Here is a 20,411-nt window from a genome sequence, read left to right as displayed (position 1 = left end):
TGTCCGGCGCCCGGCACCCACGGTGCCGGAACCGAAAGGACCCCCCATGGGAAAGATCGTGGACGACCCCCACAAGATCCTCGTGATCTGGCCGCCGCAGGTGCTCAGCTACTTCAACGCGGGCCACCACCTCGCGCTCTACCAGGTCGCCGGCCATCTGCGCACGGTCTACCCCGGCGCGCAGGTGACCGCGCTCGACGCCAGTGTCGAGCGGCTGACGTGGAAGGACCTCGGCAGCCGGCTCTTCCAGGAGCGGTACGACGTCATCGCCGTGATGAACGAGTTCGACGGCATCGACGGCTTCCGCCGGCTCGTCTCGTACGCCAGGGCGCTGAACCCGGACGCCCCGATCGTCACGTTCGGCAGGCTGTCCGGGGTCAACCCCCGTTTCTTCGAGCGCTTCGACATCGACGCGATCGTGGAGAACGGCGACTTCGAGGCCGGCGTGGGCGCCGCGATCGAGACCTTCCGCGGCCGGGCGACCGAGGCCCCTGGCGTGCACCTGCGCCGCGACGGCGCCTGGAGCGCCCCGGCCGGACGGGGTGAGCTGCTCCCGGCGGAGGACTGGTACCTGCCGACGCCGGAGGAGATCCCCTACGCGCACTACGACGCCCTCTACTTCGACGACGCCAACAAGTTCTGCGGCATCCCGCGCCGCCGCGAACTGGTCGTCCCGGCGGCGCGCGGGTGCCCGGTCGGCTGCTCCTACTGCGAGGTGCCGATCATCTTCTCGAAGAAGGAGCGGCGCCTGACGGTCGAGCGGACGCTCCGGTACATCGAGGAGTCGTTCGCGGCGGCGCCCTTCGAGTACGTGGCGTTCTACGCGCCGACGTTCACGCTGGACAGGAAGTGGATGGCGGAGCTCTGCCAGGAGCTGACCGGGCGCGGATCGCCGTACCCGTGGAAGTGCGCGACGACGATCCACCACCTCAGCGAGGAGATGATCCGGTCGATGGGCGCGGCCGGCTGCGTCCGGATCAGCGTCGGCCTGGAGACCCTCGACCCGCAGGAGGGCGCGCTGCTGCCCCGGCCGAAGCAGAAGTCCGCGCTGGACCTGGACCGGCTGTCGGCCTGGTGCGAGGAGTCGGGCATCGAGCTGAACTGCTTCGTCATCGTCGGACTGCCCGGCACCACGATCGAGGGCGCCGAGCGGACCATCGAGGCCGTCCAGGAGCGCGGCGGCCGCGCCCGGCCGACCGTGTACGCCCCCTGGGAGCTGGCCGGCCCCGACCTCCTCGACCACGAGATGGCCGCGTTCAACCGGCAGCTCTTCGTGCCGGGCACCCACGCCCTGACCGAGGACGAGCTGACCCGCGGCTACGACATCGTCTTCGGCAGCCAGCCGGACGTGACCCAGGTGTTCGAGAACATCCCCGCCCGCGCCGCCGGCCCGGCCCTGCGCCCGGTATGACGGACGAGACGCTCGTGACGGCGCCGGAGCGGGCCGGCTCCCCCTTCCGGCGGGAGAGCACCGGCCGGTTCCGCAACCGGCGGGTCCGGGTCCCGGACGAGATCAACCTCAAGAGCTGCGGGCTCCTCGACAGCCGGGCGGCGGCGGTGCACCGGGCCACGCTGGCGGAGTTCGACCCAAACGACGTGCTGACCTACCCCATCCTGCGGCCCGTCTACGGCATGCTGGCCGACCGGTTCGGTGTGGACGTCGACTCCCTCGTCCTCACCTCGGGCAGCGACCCCGGGCTGAACCTGCTGACCCGGGCGTTCCCCGAGGTGTCGCGGATCGTCCTGCACCAGCCGAACTTCGACGGGTGGGCGAAGTTCGCGGCGATCTCGGGCTGCGTCCTCGACCCCGTCGCCCCGGACCCCGGAACGGGCCTGTTCGACCTGCGTGACCTGACGCGGCGGCTGCGCGCGGGAGCACCGGCGTTCGTCGTCGTCACCACCCCGCACAGCTTCACCGGCCAGGTGCACGGCGCGCGGGAACTGGCCGAACTGGCCGACGCCGTCGCGGAGCACGGCAGTCTCCTCGTCGTGGACACCGCCTACCTGGCGTTCACCGAGGGCGGCGAGGAGCAGGTGCGCGAACTGGCCGGGCTGCGGCACGTCGTCCGCGTCAACACGTTCTCCAAGTGCTACGGCCTGTCGGGCGCCCGGATCGCGGTGACGGTCGCCCACCCGGCGACCGCCCGCCACCTGTTCGACCTCGACCCGGAGGGCCCGGTCTCCTCGCTCGCGGTCGCGCTGCTCCAGCGGTCGCTGCGGGAAGAGGCCGTCTTCGCCGGGATCTGGGCCGACGTACGGCAGTTGCGGGCGCGGTTCGCGGCCGAGGTGGAGCGCGCGGTGCCCGGCTGGCGGGCCCGGCCGAGCGGCGGGAACTTCGTCACCTGGGACGTCCCCGACCGGGCGGCCGCCAAGGCCGCGAGCCGCCATCTCCTGGACCAGGGCATCGTCGTACGGGACCTGTCGGGCTCGCCGGGGCTCCCGGCGGCCGTCCGGATCGCGGTCGCGAACGAGGCCGTCGTCCGCCGGGTCGTCGGCGCCCTCGGCGACTGGTACCGGGGAGGGGCGGCATGAACACGCGCAGGATCACGGTTCCGGGCCTGCCCAACGTGCGCGATCTGGGCGGGCTGCGCGGACCCGGCGGCGGCTACTTCCGGCGGGGCCTGCTCCTGCGGGGCCCCGCACCGTCGCCGGACACCGCGCCCGCCCTCGGCGGCCTGGGCATCCGCACGATCGTCGACCTGCGGCTGGAGGAGGAACGCCGGCAGTACCTGGGGCCCGAGTCCACCGGGGCGACCGTGCTGTCCCGCCCGGTGGCCGGCGACATGAGCCGGATCCGGGGCAACGTACGGCCGCTGCCCAGCGACTACCTCGCGAACTACCGCGACATGCTGGCCAGGGCGGCGCCGGTCGCGGCGGAGATCGTGGACCTCCTCGCCGCCGGGGCGCAGGTGCCCGTCTACGTCTGCTGCGCGATGGGCAAGGACCGCACCGGCGTCATCAGCGCCCTGGTCCTGCGGGCGCTGGGGGTGCGGACGGCGGACGTCGCCCGGGACTACGCCCTGACCGCCCGCGCCTACCGCGCCCTGCGCAGCCACGACCCCCGCCCCAACTGGACCCGCGAGGACAGCCTCGCGCAGCTGCGGCTGCGGACCGCCACGCCGGCGGCGACGATGCGGGCGCTGGTCGCCGGGATCGAGGCCGACCACGGCAGCGTCGCCCGGCTGCTCCTGCTCCACGGCCTCCGGGAGGAGACCCTGCGGCGCACGGTCGCCGACGCGTTCACCCACCCCGTCCACCTGTGAGGAAGAAGACGTGTCCCTCGTCGACATCGAGACCATCAGCCGGGCCGAGCTGGAACAGGACCCGTTCGGCCACGCCGTGATCCCGCGCTCGTTCGTCACGGACGACATCGCCGAGCAGCTGCGCGGCGAGTTCAGCGCCGTCGGCTTCGAGGAGTCGCGGCGCACGGAGGTCACCCGCTCCGACAAGCAGTACCGGATGTTCAACCGCAGCCTCGTCACCGCCGGCGCGGTCGACGAGGACCAGGTGAGCGCGCTGCCCACGAACTGGCAGCAGCTCGTCGAGGACGTCGTCTCGACGCCGTACCGCGAGGCGCTGTCCGCGCTGACCGGCGTCGGCCTGGACCAGTGCCTCGTCGAGGCCCGGATGACCCGCTACGCGCGCGGCTGCTGGATCGAGCCGCACACCGACCGCCCGGACAAGGCGGTGACCCACCTCTTCTACTTCAACGACGGGTGGGACGCGGACTGGAGCGGTGACCTGCGTCTGCTGCGCAGCGCCGACATGGACGACTGCGCGAAGCGGGTGGCGCCGACCACCGGGACGTCCGTCGTCCTGGTCCGCTCGGACAGCTCCTGGCACGGTGTCCCGCCGGTCGCCGACACCTGCCCCGTGGACCGGCTGGCCCTGCTCGTCCACTTCGTCCGCCCGTGACCCAGCACGACGGGACCCCCCGGGAAGCACCCGGGAAACGCACGTATCTGCTGGCCATGACCATCGACTGCGTGGGCAACGGCCTGTGGACGCCCGTCGCGCTGATCTTCTTCACCCAGGGCCAGCACCTTCCGCTGGCCCACGTCGGTGTCGCCCTGACGGTCGGCGGGCTCCTCGGCCTCCTCGCGGGACCGGTGAACGGCCTCCTGGTGGACCGGTGGGGCCCGGCGAACGCGGCGGCCCTCAGCTACGGCGTACGCACCGGGGTGTTCGCGCTGTTCCCGTTCGTCTCCGCCACCTGGCAGGTCGGTGTGCTCGCCGTCGTCGCGGCGGCCGGGGACCGGCTGTTCTGGACGGCGAGTACACCGCTGCTGGCGCGGCTGGTGCCGGCCGACGCGCTGATCGGGGTGCTGAGCACGGCGAGCGTGCTGAAGGTCAGCGGGTGGGCGGTCGGCGGGGCGGTCGGCGCGACCGCCGGGGGGCTGCTGATCGGCAGCACCACGGGCCTGCACATCGTCGCCTACGCCAACGGTCTGACGTACGTGGCGGCGATGGGCCTGGTGCTGACGGTGCGCCGGCATGTCCCGCCCTCCCCCGCCGCCCGGCCCTCGGCGGACGGGCGGGCGTGGCGGTGGCGTGATCTGCGGGACGACCCGGGCTTCCTGCGGCTGTGCCTGCTGACGCTCGCGCTGGCGTTCGTCTCCGACTGTCTGACGGCGATGCTCCCGGTGGTCGCCATCGTGGTGCTGGGGCAGCCGACGTGGGTGCCCGGGGTGGTGATCGCCGTGGCCTGTGTGTCGATGGCCGTGGCCCGGCGGCCGGCGGTCGCCTACGCGCGGCGCGTCCCCGCACCCCGGGTCCTGCGCCTGGCGACCGGCATGTTCGGGCTGGCGGTCCTCGTCATGGCGACGACCGGCTGGGCGGGCCCGGCCACCACCGCGGTCGTCCTGTGCGCGGCGCTGATCGGCACGCTCGGGGACGCCCTGTTCGCCCCGGTCGTCACGACGACGGCGAACGCCGCCGCCCCGCCCGGTCTTGAGGGCCGCTACAACGCGACCTTCCAGACGTCCTTCGGCGTCGCGGGCGCGGTCGCCCCGGCGGCCGGCACGGCCCTGCTGGCCCAGGGGAACACCGTCCTGTGGCTCGGCCTGGCCGCCGTCTGCGCGGTGACGGCTTCGGCGGTCGGGTTCCTCATGCGGCCGACCCGCCCGGCGCCCGGACCGGCGCCACTACGACGGATCGTCCTCGGCGGGATCTCCGGCGCGGGCAAGTCGACGCTGGCCTCCTCCCTCGCCGGGGTGCTGGGCATCCGCCGCATCGACATGGACGCGCTCTACCACGGGCCCGCGTGGACCCGCCGCGCCGAGTTCGCGGACGACGTGGAGCGCGCGACGCGGGCGCCGGACTGGATCTGCGACGCCCAGTACCACTGGGTGGTCGGGGACCTGCTCGGCGAGCGCGCCGACACGTTCGTCTGGCTCGACCTGCCCCGCCGGACCGTCATGCACCGCGTCCTACGGCGCTCACTGATCCGCGCCGCCACCGGCCGCGAGCTGTGGCACGGCAACCGGGAGACCTGGCGAGCAATGCTCCTGAACCCGCACCATCCGCTGCGCTGGGCCTGGACCCACCACGCCACCCGGCGGGCCGAGACGGCCGCGTTCCTCGCCCTGCACCCCGGCCTCACGGTCGTCCACCTGACCGAGGCGGGCCAGGCACGGCGGTGGCTGCGCTCGGTCGCGACATCGGCATCGGCATCGACATCGACATCGACTACAGCGTCGGCGTCGGCCCCCGCTCCGGCTCCGGCTCCGGCATCAGCGTCGGTGTCAGCTCCGGCTAAGGCCACGGCTTCAACTCCGGCCACAGCGTCGGCTCCGGCGCCAGCCACCACCCCGACCCCGACCCCGGCGTCAGCTCCGGCTAAGGCCACGGCTTCGACTCCGGCCCCGGCTCCGGCCCCAGCCCCAGCCCCGAGCGCATCCCCCCGCCCCTCCCCGCCCACCCCCTCACCACTCAGCGCAGGAGGTACCACCATGCAGGACCGTCGACGAGAACCCGCTCCCCCGGGCGAACCGCTGCTGGAGATCCACGGCGGGAACCGGCTCGCCGGGGCCGTGCGGACCTCGGGGTTCAAGCACTCCCTGGTCACCACCGCCGCCGCAGTGGCCACCGCGAGCGCCCCGGTGCGTATCCGGAACTGCCCGGACATCGTCGAGACCACGGTGCTGGGCGAGATCTTCCGCGCCACGGGTGCGAGCGCGCGCTACGACAGGCCGACCGAGACGTTCACCCTCGACGCGTCCACGTGGGACTGCGCGGAGCTGCCGGCCGATCTCGTCAGCCGCATCCACGGTTCGCTCTATCTGCTGCCCGCCCTGATCTCCCGCAACGGCGCGGCCCGGCTGCCCGCGAGCGGCGGCTGCTTCATCGGCGAGGGCCCCAGGGGCAGGCCGGTCGAACACCTGCTGGACGTGATGGGGCGGTTCGGCGTCACCACCCGCCTCACCTCGGACGGTTCCGTGGAGCTGGCCGCGGACCGGCTCACGCCGTGCACGATCGACATGCTCGACTACACGCGCAACAAGGCCCTCATGAGCGGGCCGCACTACAGCGGGGCGGTGAAGACCGCGCTGCTGATGGGCGCGGTCACGCACGGGACGACCACGCTGCACCACCCGTACCTCAAGCCCGACGTGACCGACATGGTGACCGTGCTGCGCGACCTGGGCGCCGACATCGAGTTCGCCGGACCCGAGACGTGGGTGATCCACGGCCGGGGCCCGGAGTCCCTCGACCGGCCCGCCGACGTCACGCTGATCCCCGACCTGATCGAGGTGGTCACCTGGATCTGCGCGGGTGTCGTGCTGGCGGACGAACCGCTCCAGATCACCGGCCCGGGCATCGACCGCGCGGTCCGCGCGCTGGCGCCCGAGTTCGACCTCCTGGACCGGATGGGCGTACGCGTCGACGTCGGCGCCGACGAGCTGACCGTGCACCCGCTGACGAAGCCGCTGCGGCCGGTGGAGTTCACGGCCGCGTCGCGGGGCGTGTTCAGCGACAGCCAGCCCTTCTTCGCCCTGCTGGCGGCATACGCCGAAGGCCCCACCTACGTCACGGAGGCCGTCTGGGAGCACCGCTTCGGCTTCGTCCCGGAGCTCGCGGCGCTCGGTATGCGGACGGCGGTCGACGGGACGGTCCTGCGCGTCGACGGCCCCTGCCCGCCGCAGGACCCCGACCACGACCTGTACGCCACCGACCTGCGCGCCGCCGGTGTCCTGCTGCTCGCCGCGCTCGCGGTGCCGGGCCGCACCACGCTGCGCAACCACCACCACCTCGCGCGCGGCTACCGCGACCTCGTCGCGGACCTGGTGAAACTGGGCGCCGACATCCGGCACACGACCGCGCCGGACCTGCCGAAGCTCCCGGCGGGCGCCGGCGCGGACCCGGTCTGACCTCTGGGCGGGAGGGCGCGCTCGTCGGCGAGCGCGCCCGCTAGGCCAGCGATTCGAGGAACCGTTCCCCGAGGTATTCGCCCGGCGCCGGGGCCGGGGGGACATGGGCGAGGGCCGAGGCGCGGTGTTCCGTGTAGGGGTGGAGGTCGTCGCGGCTCGTGAGGCGTTCCTGGACCCGCGTGAAGAGGGTGGGGTCGCGCATGTAGGCGAGGAAGAGGAGGCCCTGATCGGCGGGGCCGTTGTCGTAGGTGTAGCCGCGCCGGAGCATGCGGGCGCCGCCGTCGTAGCGGGGGCTGGCGGCGCGGACGTGGGAGTGGAGGGGGGTGGTGTAGCGGCCCTCGGGGGTCTTGGAGAAGACGTCGACGTCGTCGTGTTCGTGGCGGCGGCCGAGGGGGGCGCCGGAGTCGCGGTGGCGGCCGATGACCTGTTCCTGGGCGGCGAGGGGAAGGCGGGTGAACTCCCGCACCTTCAGGTGGATGCGGCGGACCACCAGGTAGGTGGCGTCGTCGGCCCAGACCCAGCGCTCGCACTCCTCGGGGGTGGGGTTCTCCGTGCCGTCCTTGAAGCCGAGGAGGTTGCGGGGGGTCTGGCCGGGCTCGGTCGGGGGGAGGTGGCCGGGCTGGCGCCAGCGGGTACGGACGGTCCCGGCGGCCTCGGCGAGGAGCGTGTCGGCCTGGGCGGTGAGGGCCTGCGCGGTGGGGGCGCAGAGCTGGAGGACGAGGTCGGCGGCCCGGTGGGCCAGCTGGTCGCCGGGGAACGCTGGCAGGTCGCGCAGGAGGGCGGGGGGCGTACGGCCGAGGCGCCCCGGCAGGGCGGTGCCGAAGCCGAGGGTCGCGGTGAGCGCCGGGTCCTCGGGGTGCCGCAGGAGCGGGGTCCAGCGGGTGAGGGTGCGGGCCAGGGCCACGGCCGCCGCGCCGCCGGTCAGGTGGGGGGCCAGGTCCAGGGCGAGGACCAGGGCCGAACGCTGCTGGGGGGTCGCGACGCCCCGCTGGCGGCGGGAGGCGGGTTCGGTGCCGGGGGCCGGGGACGGGGAGCGGGTGCAGCCGGCTACGCCGAGACCCGCTGCGGCGCCGGCCAGGAGGATCCGGCGGGAGACGGTCGGTCCTGATGCTGGGGGCAGATTCTGTTCGGTCATGGGAGTGGAGGACGATACCGGCGCACTCGCCCCAAACCGGGGCAGGCCGGGGCACGTGTCCCGCACAAGCGCCCGTACGGCAGGGCTGACCAGCTACGACGTGCCCCGCGCCGTACAGTCGTACGGCACCGAGGACCCGCCGTGATGCCGAAGGGCGCCCCCTTGACCGTACGGACCAGTCTCCGCGTCCAGCCCCGGCTGCCCGAGTCGCTCGGCGACGATCCGGACGAGAAGGTGATCATCTCGATCGTCAACCGGCTCGGGGGCTGGCGGTTGGCCGACCGGGCGCACCCTCGGGTGCGGCTCGTCGGGGTGCCGGTGCTGTGCGCGCTGCTCGGGCTGCCGTCGCTGCTGAACCCGGCGAACGAGGCGAAGGTGTGGGTGCACCTGGTGCTGATGGTGGCGTTCGCGGTGCCGCTGCTGTGGCGGGAGCGGCGGCCGGGGACGGTGTTCGTGGCCACCACGGCGGTGTCGGTGTGCGCGCAGGCGCTGACGGTGTTCAACGCGGCGGACGTCGCGCGGGCCGTCGCCCTGTTCAACGTCGGACGGCACGGCACACCACGGCAGCTGGCGGTCGCGCTGGGCGTGACCCTGGTCCAGATCGTCGCCTGGTCCGCCGTGTTCTGGAGCTCGGGCCAGCTGGAGTACGCCACCCGGCCCGAGGTGGTGACGCTCCTCGCGATGGCGGCCATGGCGGCGTTCGCGGGGCTCGGGCTCGCCGGGCGGCTGGTGAACACGGTGATCGGCGCGCTGGAGAAGGACCGCGACCAGCAGGCGCAGCTCGCCGCCGCGCAGGAACGGGCTCGCGTCGCCCGCGAGATGCACGACATCCTCGGCCACACCCTCGCGGTGATCGTCGGCCTCGCGGACGGCGCCGCCGCGCTCGCCGCGACCAAGCCGGAGCGGGGTGCGCAGACCCTGGGGCTCATCGCGGAGAGCGGCCGTGACGCGCTCGGCGAGCTGCGGCGGCTGCTGGCCGTCGTCGACGCCGGGGACACGCCGCGCGGCGAGCCGCCGCTCGCGCCGCAGCCGGGGGTCGACGACCTGCCCGGTCTGCTGGACCGGGTCCGCGCCGCCGGGCCCGGCGCGCAGCTCCGCACCGAGGGTGAACTCGGCGCGCTCTCACCGGGGTTGCAGCTCGCCGTCTACCGCATCGTCCAAGAGGCCCTCACCAACACGCTCAAGCACGCCGCGCCGAATACGACGGTCCGGGTCGCCGTCACGGCCGACGCGCGGGACGTCCGGATCACCGTCGAGGACACCGGGCCGTCCACCGCGACGCCCTCGCGCGCGGGCAAGGGGCTCGTCGGCATGCGGGAGCGCGCCGCTCTGTACCAGGGCGAGGTCGTCTCGGGCCCCAACTCCCTGGGCGGCTGGACCGTTCAGGCCCACCTCCTGCCCACCCCCCACTCGGATCACTCGGAGCAGCGCCAGCCATGACCACCGTGCTCATCGTCGACGACCAGACCCTCCAACGCCTGGGTTTCCGCATGCTGTTGGAGGCTCAGCCCGATCTCACCGTCGCCGGGGAGGCGTCCGGGGGCGCCGAGGCCGTCCGTCTCACCGCCGAACTCCGCCCGGACGTCGTCCTGATGGACGTCCGCATGCCCGGCATGGACGGCATCGAGGCGACCCGCCGGATCGTCGAATCCGGGGGCCGCTCCCGGGTGCTGGTGCTGACGACGTTCGACCTCGACGAGTACGCGTACGACGCGCTGCGCGCCGGGGCCAGCGGCTTCTTCCTCAAGGACGTACGGCCCGAGGAGCTGGTCGTCGGGATCCGGGCCGTCGCCGCCGGGGACTCCGTCATCTCCCCCGGTCTGACCCGGAAGCTGATCGACGCGTTCACCGCGCGGGGGCCGGCCCGGGAACCCGGCCAGGACCGCCAGCTCGCCGAACTCACCGAACGGGAACGGGAGGTACTCACCGCGGTGGCCTCCGGATGGACCAACGGGGAGATCGCGGAGCGGCTGCACCTCGCGGAGTCGACGGTGAAGTCCCACGTCAGCCGGGTGATGACGAAGCTCGGGGCACGGGACCGGGTACAGGCGGTGATCTTCGCGTACGACGCGGGGCTGGTACGGCCGGCGTGAGGTGGGTGGGGTCGGGCGTGAGGCGGGCCGGACCGGGCGGGGGGACGTGAGACGTCGGGCGTGCGACGTCGGCTGGGCGGGCGGGCGTGAGGCGTCGGGCGGCGCAGGCACAAAGCGCGGCGCGGGTGTGAGTCCGGGGTGTGCGGCGGGCCGCTCGTGTGTGCCAGGGGCGTCGAGGGTGGTTACTTCGTCGGGACCGGGAAGATCAGGCAGCTGCTCGTCGCGTGTGCGAGGGTGCGGTCCGCGTCGTCCAGGAGGACCGCCTGGGCGAGGGCCGTGGTGCGGCCGGAGTGCAGGACCGTGCCGAGCGCGCGGACGCGGCCCGTGTCGGCCGTGATCCTGCGGAGGAACTTCACGTTGAGGTCCAGGGAGGTGTAACCGGTCTCCGGCGGCAGCACCGACTGCACCGCGCAGCCCGCCGCCGAGTCGAGGAGGGTCGCGTAGACGCCGCCGTGGACGCTGCCGATGGGGTTGTAGTGGTCCTCGCGCGGGACGACCGAGAAGACGACCCTGCCCTTCTCCACCTCGTCCAGGGCGAAGCCCAGCGCGGCGGCGATCGGGGCCGCGGGGAGGTTGCCCGCCAGGATCTCGCGGAGGAAGTCGAGACCACTGGCCTTGCCGACGGCTGCCGCGGTGACGGCCGGGTCTCCCCACTCGTACGTTCTGGTGCGTGCCATGCCGCGACGGTAACCAAGCGCTTAGCTGGCTGTCAACGACGAAGCCAGGTGGGTAGGGTGGGGGCATGGAGTGGCTCGACGTGGACAGCGAACTCTGCCCCGTGCAGCGGACTTTGGGCGTCGTGGGCGAGAAGTGGACGTTCCTGATCCTGCGGGACGCGGCGAGCGGCGTGCGGCGCTTCGACGAGTTCCGGCGGCATCTGGGGGTGTCCGAGGCCGTGCTCAGCGGGCGGCTGCGGAAGCTGGTCGAGGCGGGGATCCTGCGGACCGAGGCGTACCGGGAACCGGGGGCGCGGGAGCGGTTCGAGTACCGGCTGACCCGCAAGGGCTGGGACCTGTGGCCGGTACTGGTGGCCCTGCGGCAGTGGGGGGACGTCTACGCCGGGGTCCCGGAGGGGCCCGTGCTGGACCTGCGGCACCGGGAGTGCGGCGGGGAGGTCCGGGTGGTGGTGGAATGCGCCGACGGACACGGGGAGTTGGCCCCCAGGGACGTGATCGCCCGCCCCGGGGCGGGAGCGCGGACGCGCTAGCCGCCGCCCCACACAACACCCACACCCCAAACCGACCGGTTTCCCCTGTCCAGATCATTGACGCGACCATGCCGCCCCTTTATGTTCTGGCCGAAGTTACGAACTGCGTTCGAAATTACGGACAAGGGACGGTCCTGTATGCCTCGGATGTATCGCGGACGGCGCCTGCTGCTCTGCGTGCTCGCGCTGCTCGGTCTGCTGGTCGGCACCGCGCAGCCGGTGGCCGCCGCCGACGGCCGCCCGTACACCAACCCGCTCAAGTCGGCCAAGGGCGCCGACCCCTGGCTGGAGTACTACGACGGCAACTACTACCTGGTGACCACGACGTTCACCGGCATCCTCGGCATCCGGAAGTCGCCGACCCTCGCGGGCCTCGCGACCGCGCCGAACGTGCAGGTGTGGTCGGACACGACGGCGACCCGCAACACCAACATCTGGGCGCCGGAGCTGCACTTCCTGAACGGCCGCTGGTACCTGTACTACTCGGCCGGGCAGAGCGGCGTCGCCTGCTGCGACTCGCAGCGCACGCACGTCCTGGAGAGCGCCGGCACCGACCCGCTGGGCCCCTACACCTACAAGAACACGCTGACCGGCTCGAACCTCACGCCGGGCGGCTGGCTGATCGACGCGACCGTGCTCCAGGCCGGCGGGAAGCTGTACCTCGTGGGCAGCGGTTTCAGCAACGGAAGTACGCAGAGCCTGGTCATCGCACCGATGAGCAACCCGTACACGCTGGCCAGCAGCACCTTCAGCATCATCTCCAGCCCCACCCTGAGCTGGGAGACGTCCGGCGGGGCCGTCAACGAGGGCCCGGAGCCGCTCTACCACAACGGGCGTACGTTCCTGACGTACTCGGCGAGCTTCTGCAGCACCGCCGACTACAAGCTCGGCCAGCTGGAGTTGACCGGCCCGGACCCGCTGAGCGCCTCCTCGTGGACGAAGAAGCAGACGCCGGTCTTCCAGCGCAGTGACGCCAACGGCGTCTACGGCCCCGGCCACAACGGCTTCTTCAGCTCGCCGGACGGCACCGAGAACTGGATCGTCTACCACGCCAATTCCTCCGCGTCCGGCGGCTGCGGCAACGGACGGACCACGCGGGCCCAGGAGTTCACCTGGAACGCCGACGGCACCCCGAACTTCGGCACGCCGGTCGCGCTCGGTACGACCCTCCCCGGCCCGTCCGGCGAGAGCGCGGCCACCCCGACCGCGTACACGCTCGTCAACCGCAACAGCGGCAAGTGCCTCGACCTGAACGGGAGTTCGTCCGCCGACGGGGCGAACGTCCAGCAGTGGACGTGCACCGGAGGAGCCAACCAGAAGTGGCGGGTCGAGGACCTCGGCGACGACACGAACCGGCTGGTGAACGTGGCCTCCGGCAAGGTCCTGGACACCGCCGACTGCTCGGCGGCGGACGGAGCCGACCTGCGCCAGTGGTCGTGGCTCAACAACAAGTGCCAGCGGTTCCGGCTGGTGTTCACGGCCTCCGGCGACTACGTCCGGCTCGTCAACGAGAACAGCGGCAAGGTCGCGGACGTCGCCGACTGCGGCACGGCCGACGGGACCGACGTCCGGCAGTGGACGTGGCTCAACAACAACTGCCAGCAGTGGCGCCTCGTGCCCGCTGCCTGACCTGTGCGGAGAACTCCCTTGAGACGTAACGCCCTTCGGCTCCTGACAGCACTGCTCCTAGCCCTCGCAGGGGTGTTGACCACCGTGACCCCGTCCCAGGCCGCCGCGCCGGACTCCCCCGCCGTGACCTACACGAACCCGATCGCCGAACAGCGGGCCGACCCGCACATCTTCAAACACACCGACGGCTACTACTACTTCACCGCGACCGTCCCCGCGTACGACAAGATCGTGCTGCGCCGCGCGACCACCATCCAGGGCCTGTCGACGGCACCCGAGACCACCATCTGGACCAAGCACGCCAGCGGTGTGATGGGCGCGCACATCTGGGCGCCGGAGATCCACTTCATCGACGGCAAGTGGTACGTGTACTTCGCGGCCGGCGCCACCAACGACATCTGGGCGATCCGGATGTACGTCCTGGAGGGCACCGGCGCGAACCCGCTGACCGCGACCTGGACGGAGAAGGGGCAGATCAAGACCACGTGGGAGACGTTCTCGCTGGACGCGACCACGTTCGTCGTCGGCGGTGTCCGCTACCTCGCGTGGGCGCAGCGCAACCCCGCCGAGGACAACAACACCAGCCTGTTCATCGCGAAGATGGCCAACCCCTGGACGATCCAGGGGACTCCGGCGGAGCTGTCGGCGCCGACCCTGTCGTGGGAGACCATCGGGTTCAAGGTGAACGAGGGCCCGGCCGTCATCGAGCACGGCGGCAAGGTCTTCATGACGTACTCGGCGAGCGCGACCGACGCCAACTACTGCATGGGGATGCTGACCGCGTCCGCGACCGCCGATCTCACCAACCCGGCTTCCTGGACGAAGAGTTCGACGCCGGTATTCCAGTCGAACGCGGCGACCTCGCAGTACGGGCCCGGCCACAACTCGTTCACGGCCTCCGAGGACGGCAAGTCCGACATCCTCGTCTACCACGACCGCAGCTACAAGGACATCACCGGTGACCCGCTGAACGACCCCAACCGCCGCACCCGCGTGCAGAAGGTGTACTGGAAGGCCGACGGCACCCCCGACTTCGGCATCCCGGTCGCCGACGGGGTCACCCCGCAGCGGCTGTCCTCGTACAACTTCCCCGACCGGTTCGTGCGCCACTACGACTACCGGGCGCGCATCGAGGCGAACGTGTCGCCCCTGGCCGACTCTCAGTTCAGGGTCGTGACCGGGCTCGCGGGCAGCGGGACCGTGTCCCTGGAGTCCGCCAACTTCCCCGGCTACTACCTGCGGAGCAACAGCGCGTTCGAGGTGCGGGTGGAGAAGAACGACGGTACGGCCGCCTTCGCGTCCTCCGCGAGCTTCTTCGGCCGCGCCGGGCTCGCGGACGCGGCCGGGGTGTCGTACGAGTCGTACGGCACGCCCGGCCGGTACCTCCGGCACTACAACTACCTGCTGTACGTGCAGGCGTTGAGCACGGCGACGGATCGGGCCGACGCGACGTTCTACCACCAGTAGGGCACTAGAAGACGACGGTCCAGCCCTCCTGACCCGCCTGCGCCGATGTGTACGAAACGCCGTGCACCTTCAGGCCGCCTGCGTCCAGGAGGGTGATCTCGCCGCCGTTGTTGGGGAGTTGGGCGCCGCCGGCCAGGGGGACCTGGAGGGCGGCGCCCGCTGCGACCGCGCCCGGCGGTACGGGAGTCGTGTTGCCGACGCGGTCCACCAGGCTCCAGCCGGTGAGGTCCACGGGGTCCGGGGAGGCGTTGAGGAGGGTGACCTGTTCCGGCTCGGGGGCCGGGCCGCGCGGGTTGACCAGGGCGGCGACGATCCTGACCGGCTGTGTGCCGGGTTCGGGGCGGGTGCCGTCCTTCAGGGCGTGGCCCGTCACGTCGTCCGTGTGCCACGCCTGGCTCTGGAACGCGAGGAAGATGCCGATCCAGCGGTTCTCGGCGGGGAAGTGGATGAGGAGGCCGCCGTCCTGCCAGACGCCGTCGTCCTTCTGGAACCGTTTGCTGTTGCCCTGGTTCATGTGGATGTCGTGGACGCCGTTGCCCGGCAGGAAGCCGAACACCTTGTCCTTGACGCCGGTCTCGGGGCCCCAGCGTTCACCGAAGACGTGCAGGCGGGCGCCCTCGGTCTCGATCGCCCTGCGGACGTAGTGGTCCAGCAGGTCCGCCAGGTCGTTGTCGGGGCCGCTGACGTCCGGCGGGAGCGTGCGCATCGTCGCCGGGTCGAACAGGTTGCCCCGGATGAAGTCCAGGTTCGGGCCGCCCGGGCCCGCCGGGAGCTTGTTCCAGCCGGCGGTCAGACCCGTCAGGCGGGCCGTCACCGGGTGCTGGAAATCGTCGTCCACCACGTAGAGCAGCTCCGAAGGGCGCTCCTGGGAAAGGACGTTGACCGAGATCCGGTAGTGGGTGCCGGACTCGTCCGCCACGTGGATCTGGTAGTGCGGGCTGTCCGAGGCACCTTCGCGGCGGGTGTCCACCGCACGGGCGATCAGGACGCCGTACGTCTTCAACGGCATGAGTGATCAACTCCCCCTGAGGGCGGGCGGATTGCCCGGCTCTGCGGTGATGGTAGAGGGATGTCGGGCATGATCACCGGCAGAATCGGATGCCGTTCACCCCTACGATCGGCCCGTGGTCACCTTCGAACTCGAACGCACGGTCCCGCTGCCGCCGGAGGAAGCGTGGAGCCGGCTCACCGAGTGGCGCCGCCACGGCGACGTCGTCCCCCTCACCCGCGTCGCCGTCCGCACCCCGGCGCCCACCGGGGAGGGCACGGTCATCGTCGCCCGCACCGGCCTCGGCCCCCTCTCCTTCGACGACCGCATGGAGGTGACGGCCTGGCAGCCCCCCTCCGACACCGCCCCCGGCCTGTGCCGCCTGGAGAAACACGGCCGGGTGATCCTCGGCTGGGCCGAGATCGAGGTACGGCCCGGTCCCGGCGGGCGGGCCCGGGTGGTGTGGCGCGAGGAACTGCGCGTGCGGTTCCTGCCGGGGTTCTGCGATCCGGTCCTGAGGGTGGCGGCACGTTCGGTGTTCGGACGGGCCGTCAATCGGCTGCTGCGAGGGGTGTGAGGGTTGAGGCCGCCTGCGCAACACCTCGGCTGGGAAGCCCACTTCGCCGCCGGACACGGCTTCCGGGGCGTCGGTGAAGACGAACTGCGGTGGCTCATGGGGGCCCTCGACGGGATCACTCCCCGGCGTGCCCTAGACGTCGGCTGCGGGCTCGGGACGTACGCCGCCGCCCTCACGTCCCTCGGGTGGGACACACTCGCCGTCGACTGGGCCGAGTCCGCCGTCGCCTGCCTCGCCGGACGTTCGGGCTGGTGACAATGCGGCTCGTACTGGCGTTCCTGCCCGGACAAGGCGGCTGTCGGGGAGCAGGTGCGGGCGTTGTTGGCGCCGGGTGGGGTGCGGTGTTTCGCTCTGCGGGGTGCCTAGAACCGGCGTGCGATACGTTGCCCTGCATGCCCGAACTCGGCGCCGTCGCCTGGCCTCCCCCGCCCGTCCGTACGGAACGTCTCCTCCTGCGCGAGTCCGAGGCGCGGGATCGGTCGGCGTTCATCGGCCTGTTCTCGTCGCCGGAGGTCCGTATGTACCTCGGTGGGCCTCATCCCCGCGACGAACTCGAACGCGCGGTTCCCGAAGTGCCCGGCCGGCGCCCTGGCTTCTTCGTCGTCGAGCTCGCCGGGGCGATGATCGGCATGGTCACGCTGGACCGCCGCGACCCTGAACGCCCCGGCCATATCCTCCCCGGCGCGTCCGAGGCCGAACTCGGTTACCTGTTCCTGCCGTCGGCTTGGGGGCAGGGGTACGCCACGGAGGCTTGCGCGGCCGCACTGACCTGGTTCGCCGGCGAACTCCCCGGCGAGCCGGTGGTCTTGTGCACCCAGACCGCGAACGCCGCTTCGGTGCGCCTCGCGACGAAGCTGGGGTTCAGGGAGGCGGAGCGGTTCGAGGAGTTCGGCGCGGAGCAGTGGTTCGGGGTGTGGGGGCCGGGGGCGGCGTCCGGGTGAGGCGGGCCCCCTACGACGCGTCCTTCACCACCCCCAACTGCCGCGCCAGCCAGGTGGGTACGCCCCCCAGGAGCTGGAACAGCCTCCTCGCCTCGTCCCGCAGCCGCGAAGCCTCCGGCTCGACCTCCGCGTCCGCCAGCGACGCCAGCGCCGGGGCCGTTCCCACCAGGTACCCCAACTCCTCGCGCAGCCGCAGGGACTCGGCGAACCCGTGCCGCGCCTCGGCCAACTCCCCGTCCCGCAGGGCGAGTCCCGCGAGATGCCGCCAGGTGAACGACAGCAGCAGTGAGTCGGACGCCTCGGCGGCGGCCGTATGGGCCCGGCGATAAGCCGCCCGCGCCGCCTGGGGCGAACTCGCGAGGTTCTCCGCGAGCAGCCCCCGGCGGAAGTCGAGCAGGGCCCTCTGTGTCACCCCCGGAGGGATCAGCGCGGCGGCACGGCCGAGGGCCGCGCGGGCCTCGTCGGTGCGGTCGCGGACCCCGTGGAGGGTGGACGCGTAGGCCAAGTACCCGCGTTCACAAGCGGCGGCGCCCCGCTCGGAGTCGGAGTGCGCGAGCGCCTCCGCGCCCCGCAGGGCGTCCTCCGCGTCGGCCCATCCCTGTTCCGTGTACAGGCACCGCTCGACCAGCAGCGCGGCCCGCTGGAGGGAGCCCGCCGCGGTGTCGGCCGGCAGCAACGCCACCGCGTCGACCCAGCACGCGCGCGACCGCAGCCGCCACACCGCGGTCTGGAGGGGATCGTCACCAGGGGTCGTTCCGTAACCAGACATGGCGGTGTGCGCCACGTTGCCCTCCCCGAGCACGCCATTGAGCTGTGAGTGGTGGCCGCATCTCAGCACGGATCGTGTCACGGGGCCAAGGGGGCGGGTGAAGGATTTCACAAAGTCGTGGGAACTCCGCTCGCCGGGGTTTCACCGGCGGCGGGCCGCGGGTAGGCACAGCCAACTCACCTGACCCGCACGCCCTTTGGCCCCGCCGGGGCCTCAACTCATCCTGAGCGCCAGGAAGAAGTCGAGCTTGTCCTCCAGCTTCGCCAGGTCCCGTCCCGTCAACTGCTCGATACGGCCGACGCGGTAGCGCAACGTGTTGACGTGCAGGTGGAGCCGGGAGGCGCAGCGCGTCCAGGACCCGTCGCAGTCGAGGAACGCCTCCAGCGTCGGGATCAGCTCGGCGCGATGGCGCCGGTCGTACTCCCGCAGCGGATCCAGCAGGCGCGCGGTGAACGCCCGCCGTACGTCGTCCGGCACGAACGGCAGGAGCAGGACGTGCGAGGCCAGCTCCTGGTGGCCGGCCGCCGACACCGGCCCCGGCCTGGCCGCCGCGACCCGGCGCGCGTGCCGCGCCTCCTCCAGCGCCCCGCGCAGCCCCTCCGCCGAGTGCACGGCCGCGCTGACGCCCAGCGTGAGCCGCCCGTCCCCGTCGAGCCCGGCGGCGAGGGGTTCGCGTACGGCGTCCAGCAGGGATTCCGCGAGGACGCCCGCCTCGGAGCCGTCGTGCTCGGCGGCCACCGAGGGCAGCGGCACCAGCGCGACCGCCTCCTCGCCGGTGTGGGCGACGGCGATCCGCTCGGCGGGCTCGGCCCCCGTCAGGAACCGCCCGCCGAGGATCTCCTCCAGCAGGGCCTGCGCGACGGCCCCGCCGCCGGTGTCACCGTCGCCCCACTCCCCGCGCCCGGCGCCGGGCTCCCGCTCGCCCCGGACACCCCCCGCACCGCCGTCCGCCGCCCAGTCACCGCGACCGGCGCCTGAACCCCGTACAGAGCCGGACCCGGAACCAGAGCCGGAACCGGATCCCCAGCCCGCGCCGGAGCCGGAACCCGAGCCGAGGCCGGAGCCGGGGCCGAGGCCCGAACCCGAGCCGGAACCCCAGCCCGAGCCGGGAGCCGAGGACGAAGCGGAGCCCGCGCCGGAACCGGAGCCCGAGCCCGTGGCTGCCCCGGCCCCCGCCCCCGGCTCCGTCCACTCCACCCGTGCCACCACCACCTGCCAGTGCGGGGCCGCGGCCATCCCCGGCAGCAGGACCGGCGCCGCCACCCGCAGGCGCGCGGCGATCTCCGGGGGCGCCGCGCCCGTCTGGATCAGCTCCAGCAGTTCCTGGGCGAGCCGGCGGCGCACCGTGCGAGCGGCATCGCGGCGGTCGCGTTCGACGGCTATCAGCTGGGTGACGCCGTGCAGGAGGTCCATGCGCTCGTCGGGCCAGTCCCCGGCGTCCGCCTCGACGGCCAGCAGCCAGTCGGACAGGGCGGTCTCCCGGACGTCGCGGGGGGTCTGGGCGGCCCGGCCGCCGCCCCGGACGGGGAAGAGGGAGTACGTCGTGGCGCCGGCCAGGACGCGCTGGGTGCCCCGGCGGCCGGTGCGGGCCGCCGCGAGGTGCTCGGCGGCCAGGCGCGTACGGGTCTCGGCGGGCAGCGGCGCCCCCTTGGAGCCGGCGACGAGCCGGCCCGTGGACGACAGGACCCACGCGCGCAGGTCCAGGTCGGAGCCGAGGAGGTCGAGGACGACGTCCGGGCCGCCGCCCGCCGGACCGGAGGTCATCATGCGGCGGTGCCGGTCGACGACGGCAGCGAGGTCCCCGGCGCGCTCGCCCGAGACCTGCCGGACGACGTGCTCGGTGACCGTCGCGAACGACACCGACTCGTCGACCCCGAACAGCGGCAGCCGGTGCCGCGCGCAGGCCACCACCAGGTCCTCCGGCACCTCCCCGAACTCGGCGGTACCGGCCGCGAGCGCCACGACCCCGGCCTGTGCGAGGACCCGGACGAACGGCTCGGAGTCCGCCGCGTCCCGCCGCCAGGCCAGCCCCGACAGGACCAGCTCGCCGCCGGCCAGGTAGCGGCTCGGGTCGCGCAGGTCGGTCGTCATCACCCCGCGGACCGTCCGGTCCAGTTCGTCCCCGCCGCCGAGCAGTTTCAGGCCCAGGGCGTCGGTGTCCAGCAGTGCGCGCAGCCGCATGGTTCGTCGCCGCCGTTTCCGTGTCTCGAAATCTACGATGGAGGTCGGGAATCG

Annotated in this window: 18 protein-coding genes; 13 read left to right on the top strand and 5 right to left on the bottom strand. The window is 72.9% G+C overall.

Annotated elements, in window-relative coordinates:
- The first annotated feature begins 46 nt into the window (after positions 1–46).
- The 5 genes from ACLZOT_RS17430 to ACLZOT_RS17410 are packed head-to-tail and all read left to right on the top strand — an operon-like array spanning position 47 to position 7,370.
- Positions 47–1,411: a B12-binding domain-containing radical SAM protein gene (locus ACLZOT_RS17430; RefSeq protein ID WP_416969849.1), complete on the top strand. Its 1,365-nt coding sequence runs from the start codon at positions 47–49 to the stop codon at positions 1,409–1,411.
- Entirely contained in the window at positions 1,408–2,532 is a 1,125-nt protein-coding gene (locus ACLZOT_RS17425; RefSeq protein WP_416969848.1) for an aminotransferase class I/II-fold pyridoxal phosphate-dependent enzyme, read from the top strand. The genes ACLZOT_RS17430 and ACLZOT_RS17425 overlap by 4 nt, the downstream gene beginning before the upstream one ends.
- Positions 2,529–3,263 carry a tyrosine-protein phosphatase gene (locus tag ACLZOT_RS17420; RefSeq protein ID WP_416969847.1) on the top strand — a complete coding sequence of 245 codons (735 nt, stop codon included), beginning with the start codon at positions 2,529–2,531 and terminating at the stop codon, positions 3,261–3,263. The genes ACLZOT_RS17425 and ACLZOT_RS17420 overlap by 4 nt, the downstream gene beginning before the upstream one ends.
- 10 nt (positions 3,264–3,273) lie before the next feature.
- Entirely contained in the window at positions 3,274–3,915 is a 642-nt protein-coding gene (locus ACLZOT_RS17415; RefSeq protein WP_416969846.1) for a 2OG-Fe(II) oxygenase, read from the top strand.
- Positions 3,912–7,370 (top strand): MFS transporter, encoded by a 3,459-nt coding sequence (locus ACLZOT_RS17410; protein ID WP_416969845.1) that lies wholly within the window; start codon positions 3,912–3,914, stop codon positions 7,368–7,370. Before ACLZOT_RS17415 ends, ACLZOT_RS17410 begins: the two co-directional genes overlap by 4 nt.
- Positions 7,371–7,410: 40 nt before the next feature.
- Here the strand turns inward: ACLZOT_RS17410 and ACLZOT_RS17405 are convergent, their stop codons facing one another.
- A complete protein-coding gene (locus tag ACLZOT_RS17405; RefSeq protein WP_416969844.1) occupies positions 7,411–8,505 on the bottom strand; it encodes a Dyp-type peroxidase in 1,095 nt (364 codons plus the stop codon).
- A 144-nt stretch (positions 8,506–8,649) separates the two neighbouring features.
- On the opposite strand from ACLZOT_RS17405, the gene ACLZOT_RS17400 reads away from it, so the two are divergent.
- Together ACLZOT_RS17400 and ACLZOT_RS17395 are read left to right on the top strand one after the other, a co-directional pair.
- Complete coding sequence (locus tag ACLZOT_RS17400) at positions 8,650–9,945, top strand: sensor histidine kinase (protein WP_416969843.1); 1,296 nt, start codon at positions 8,650–8,652, stop codon at positions 9,943–9,945.
- On the top strand, positions 9,942–10,598 hold the full coding sequence (locus ACLZOT_RS17395; RefSeq protein ID WP_416969842.1) for a response regulator: 657 nt from the start codon (positions 9,942–9,944) through the stop codon (positions 10,596–10,598). The genes ACLZOT_RS17400 and ACLZOT_RS17395 overlap by 4 nt, the downstream gene beginning before the upstream one ends.
- Before the next feature lie 182 nt (positions 10,599–10,780).
- Here ACLZOT_RS17395 and ACLZOT_RS17390 read toward each other — a convergent pair whose 3' ends face one another.
- Positions 10,781–11,275: a PaaI family thioesterase gene (locus tag ACLZOT_RS17390; protein WP_416969841.1), complete on the bottom strand. Its 495-nt coding sequence runs from the start codon at positions 11,273–11,275 to the stop codon at positions 10,781–10,783.
- A 65-nt stretch (positions 11,276–11,340) separates the two neighbouring features.
- On the opposite strand from ACLZOT_RS17390, the gene ACLZOT_RS17385 reads away from it, so the two are divergent.
- The 3 genes from ACLZOT_RS17385 to ACLZOT_RS17375 all read left to right on the top strand — a co-directional run bounded on the left by ACLZOT_RS17385 (position 11,341) and on the right by ACLZOT_RS17375 (position 14,901).
- Positions 11,341–11,805 carry a winged helix-turn-helix transcriptional regulator gene (locus ACLZOT_RS17385; protein ID WP_416969840.1) on the top strand — a complete coding sequence of 155 codons (465 nt, stop codon included), beginning with the start codon at positions 11,341–11,343 and terminating at the stop codon, positions 11,803–11,805.
- A gap of 138 nt (positions 11,806–11,943) precedes the next feature.
- On the top strand, positions 11,944–13,434 hold the full coding sequence (locus tag ACLZOT_RS17380; RefSeq protein WP_416969839.1) for a family 43 glycosylhydrolase: 1,491 nt from the start codon (positions 11,944–11,946) through the stop codon (positions 13,432–13,434).
- Positions 13,435–13,452: 18 nt separating this feature from the next.
- The gene (locus tag ACLZOT_RS17375) at positions 13,453–14,901 is read left to right on the top strand and encodes a family 43 glycosylhydrolase (protein WP_416969838.1); all 1,449 of its coding nucleotides are present in this window, start codon (positions 13,453–13,455) and stop codon (positions 14,899–14,901) included.
- A 4-nt stretch (positions 14,902–14,905) separates the two neighbouring features.
- On the opposite strand, the gene ACLZOT_RS17370 is transcribed toward ACLZOT_RS17375, so the two are convergent.
- Positions 14,906–15,910 (bottom strand): DUF2278 family protein, encoded by a 1,005-nt coding sequence (locus ACLZOT_RS17370; protein ID WP_416969837.1) that lies wholly within the window; start codon positions 15,908–15,910, stop codon positions 14,906–14,908.
- Positions 15,911–16,025: 115 nt separating this feature from the next.
- Here ACLZOT_RS17370 and ACLZOT_RS17365 point away from each other — a divergent pair, with 115 nt between their 5' ends.
- The 3 genes from ACLZOT_RS17365 (at position 16,026) to ACLZOT_RS17355 (ending at position 17,407) form a co-directional block, all read left to right on the top strand.
- Complete coding sequence (locus ACLZOT_RS17365) at positions 16,026–16,466, top strand: SRPBCC family protein (protein ID WP_416969836.1); 441 nt, start codon at positions 16,026–16,028, stop codon at positions 16,464–16,466.
- 3 nt (positions 16,467–16,469) lie between these two features.
- Entirely contained in the window at positions 16,470–16,721 is a 252-nt protein-coding gene (locus ACLZOT_RS17360; RefSeq protein WP_416969835.1) for a class I SAM-dependent methyltransferase, read from the top strand.
- Between the two features lie 137 nt (positions 16,722–16,858).
- Positions 16,859–17,407 carry a GNAT family N-acetyltransferase gene (locus ACLZOT_RS17355; protein ID WP_416969834.1) on the top strand — a complete coding sequence of 183 codons (549 nt, stop codon included), beginning with the start codon at positions 16,859–16,861 and terminating at the stop codon, positions 17,405–17,407.
- 10 nt (positions 17,408–17,417) lie between these two features.
- On the opposite strand, the gene ACLZOT_RS17350 is transcribed toward ACLZOT_RS17355, so the two are convergent.
- Entirely contained in the window at positions 17,418–18,191 is a 774-nt protein-coding gene (locus ACLZOT_RS17350; RefSeq protein ID WP_416969833.1) for a hypothetical protein, read from the bottom strand.
- 198 nt (positions 18,192–18,389) lie between these two features.
- Positions 18,390–20,357 (bottom strand): PucR family transcriptional regulator, encoded by a 1,968-nt coding sequence (locus ACLZOT_RS17345; protein ID WP_416969832.1) that lies wholly within the window; start codon positions 20,355–20,357, stop codon positions 18,390–18,392.
- Positions 20,358–20,411 lie beyond the last annotated feature (54 nt).

It is taken from the genome of Streptomyces sp. 4F14 (assembly GCF_048159485.1).
Taxonomy (GTDB): domain Bacteria; phylum Actinomycetota; class Actinomycetes; order Streptomycetales; family Streptomycetaceae; genus Streptomyces.
This window is presented reverse-complemented; position numbering and strand designations above follow the sequence as displayed.